Here is a 3,055-nt window from a genome sequence, read left to right on the forward strand (position 1 = left end):
CGATGAGACGGCGCAGCGAGCGGCCGCCGTCGTCGGACCGCGCGCAGCCACCAGCTACGGCGAGCACGTCGCTGGCGACCTAGCCGCCGGGCTGGCCGAGCAGGACGTCGCGGTGGTCTCCGGCGGGGCCTACGGCATCGACGGCGCGGCCCACCGGGCCGCACTCGCCGTCGAGGGCGTCACTGTCGCAGTATTGGCCGGGGGACTTGATATCCCTTATCCCGCTGGACATTCCGGCTTGCTGCATCGGATCGGCAGCAGCGGATTATTGGTCACCGAATATCCGCCGGGGTTTCGTCCTGCGCGGCATCGGTTCCTGACACGCAATCGGTTGGTGGCGGCGTTTGCCGGCGCGGCGGTGGTGGTGGAGGCCGGTCTGCGCAGTGGCGCGGCAAACACCGCTGCGTGGGCGCGAGCGTTGGGCCGGATCGTGGGCGCGGTGCCCGGGCCGGTGACCTCGTCGGCGTCGACGGGATGCCACGCCCTGCTACGCGCCGGCGCGGAGGTGATCACTCGCGCCGAGGACATCGTCGAGCTGGTCGGTTCCATCGGTGAGCTGGCGCCCGAGCAGCCGCGGCCCGCAACGGCGCTGGACGGGCTCAGCGACGACGAGCGGCACGTTTATGAGGCGCTACCAGCGCGCGGGGTCGCCACCGTCGACGAGATCGCGATCGCCGCCGCGCTGGAGCCGACGCGAATACTGGCGCCACTGGCAATGCTCGAGGTCGCCGGCCTGGCCGAGCGACACGACGGCCGCTGGCGAATCGTCCGGAAACGGAGCCCCCCGCCGTGATGGCAGCGGCTCGTATAGTCGACGGGGTCCGCTGCAAAGGGAAGGGAACTACGTGGCCGGTCGACCAGTGCACACCTTCGAAGTGGTGCGCCGCGAAGAAGTCACGTCGCACATGGTCCGGGTTGTCCTGGGCGGCAGCGGCTTCGACACATTCACACCCAGCGAGTTCACCGACTCCTACGTCAAGCTGGTGTTCGTCGCTGGCGACGTCGATATGGCCTGCCTACCGCAACCGTTGACGCTGGACAGCTTCGCCGACCTACCCGCCGCCAAGCAGCCGGTGGTGCGGACCCTGACCGTGCGGCGTGCCGACCCGGTCGCCCGCGAGATCGCCATCGACATCCTCGTACATGGTGAGCACGGCACGGCCGGCCCGTGGGCCGCGGCGGCCGAACCCGGCCAGCCGGTGTATCTGATGGGTCCCAGTGGCGCCTACAGCCCGGATCCGGCCGCCGATTGGCACTTGCTGGCCGGCGACGAGACTGGCCTGCCGGCCATCAGTGTTGCACTAGAAGCGTTGCCCTCCAACGCAATTGGTCACGCGTTCATCGAGATCGCCGGACCCGAGAACGAAATCCCGCTGACCGCACCCGACGGTGTCGCAATCAATTGGATTTACCGCGGCGGGCGAGCCGATCTGATCAGCGAGGACCGAGCCGGCGACCACGCCCCGTTGATCGAGGCGGTCAAGTCCGCCGCATGGCTTCCCGGGCAGGTGCACGCCTTCGTCCACGGCGAAGCGCAGGCGGTGATGCACAACATTCGGCCCTATATCCGCACGGATCGCGCAGTGGATGCCAAGTGGGCGTCGATCTCGGGTTACTGGCGGCGCGGCCGCACCGAAGAGACATTCCGGCAGTGGAAGAGGGAACTGGCCGACGCTGAGGCCGGGGCTTACTAGCCTCGTCAGCCTGTTCACCTGCTGGCATGCTCATCCCATGGCATTCGGCGACTATCAAAACGAGATCTACCTTCAAGGCCTGGGCGGAGTAGCGCCATCACTACCGATGGTGTTCGCGGAACTGGAAGCCAAGGCGGCAAAGGCTCTACCGCCGTCGGTGTGGTCATACGTCGCGGGCGGGGCCGGGGACGAGCGCACCCAGCGGGCCAACTGCGAGGCCTTCGAGGGTTGGGGACTGATCCCGCGGATGTTCGTCGGCGCCAAGGAACGTGACTTGTCCGTGCAGATGTTCGGGTTGACGCTGCCCTCGCCGGTGTTCATGGTGCCCATCGGGGTCATCGGGTTGTGCGCCCAGGACGGCCACGGCGACCTGGCGACGGCCCGCGCGGCCGCCCGCACAGGCGTTCCGATGGTCGCCTCAACGCTGACCGTCGACCCGATGGAAGATGTCGCTGCCGAGTTCGGCGAGACCCCCGGGTTCTTCCAGCTCTACACCCCGGCCGACCGTGAACTGGCCGCCAGCCTGGTGCAGCGCGCCGAGGCGGCCGGCTTCAAGGGCATCGTCGTCACCCTCGACACCTGGGTTACCGGTTGGCGTCCGCGCGACTTGAGCACGTCGAACTTCCCTCAGCTGCGCGGACATTGCCTGAGCAACTACACCAGTGACCCGGTGTTCCGCGCCAGCCTGCCGCAGCCACCCGAAGAGAACCCACAGGGCGCTGTACTGCGGTGGATCCAGGTTTTCGGCAACCCGCTGACGTGGGACGACCTTCCGTGGCTGCGCTCGCTGACCAAGCTGCCACTGATCGTCAAGGGCATCTGCCACCCCGACGATGCGCGTCGCGCCAGAGACGGCGGTGTCGACGGCATCTACTGCTCCAATCACGGTGGCCGGCAGGCCAACGGCGGCTTGCCCGCGCTGGACTGCCTGCCCGGCGTGGTCGAAGCCGCAGACGGGCTGCCGGTGCTGTTCGACTCCGGGATCCGAAGCGGCGCCGACATCGTCAAGGCCCTCGCGCTCGGGGCGACCGCCGTTGGCGTCGGACGCCCCTATGCCTACGGCCTGGCGCTGGGCGGCGTCGACGGCATTGTGCACGTGCTGCGGACGCTGCTGGCCGAAGCCGACCTGACCATGGCCGTCGACGGATACACATCACTGGCTGGTCTCACTCCCGACACCCTGCGGCGCGTCAGCTGAGCCAGACCGCCGGTGTCTGCAACCGTGGGGTAGTGGAGGCGATCCTCGACGAGTTCGACGACTTCTTGGCGCTGCAACGCGGTCGCTCGGCCCATACCCGTCGCGCCTACCTTGGCGATCTGCGGTCGTTGTTCGATTTCCTGGACGAACGCGCGCCCGCGGC

4 protein-coding genes are annotated in these 3,055 nt (G+C 68.3%); all 4 read left to right on the plus strand.

Annotation, left to right across the window (positions count from 1 at the left end; genetic code table 11):
• Positions 1-793, plus strand: a 793-nt coding sequence (dprA, locus tag WAN71_RS24180) for a DNA-processing protein DprA (protein ID WP_422227758.1), incomplete at its 5' end; no start/stop codon positions are given.
• Positions 794-845: 52 nt separating this feature from the next.
• Positions 846-1,694 carry a siderophore-interacting protein gene (locus WAN71_RS24185; protein WP_422227759.1) on the plus strand — a complete coding sequence of 283 codons (849 nt, stop codon included), beginning with the start codon at positions 846-848 and terminating at the stop codon, positions 1,692-1,694.
• A gap of 37 nt (positions 1,695-1,731) precedes the next feature.
• On the plus strand, positions 1,732-2,892 hold the full coding sequence (locus WAN71_RS24190; RefSeq protein WP_422227760.1) for an alpha-hydroxy-acid oxidizing protein: 1,161 nt from the start codon (positions 1,732-1,734) through the stop codon (positions 2,890-2,892).
• 32 nt (positions 2,893-2,924) lie between these two features.
• On the plus strand, positions 2,925-3,055 hold a 131-nt coding region (locus WAN71_RS24195; RefSeq protein ID WP_422227761.1), incomplete at its 3' end, for a site-specific integrase.

Source organism: Mycobacterium sp., from assembly GCF_049280035.1.
Classification (GTDB): Bacteria; Actinomycetota; Actinomycetes; order Mycobacteriales; family Mycobacteriaceae; genus Mycobacterium.

Coding starts and splice junctions, on each gene's coding strand:
- WAN71_RS24190 (WP_422227760.1), top strand. CDS start 1,732: ATGGCATTCGGCGACTATCAAAACGAGATCTACCTTCAAGGCCTGGGC.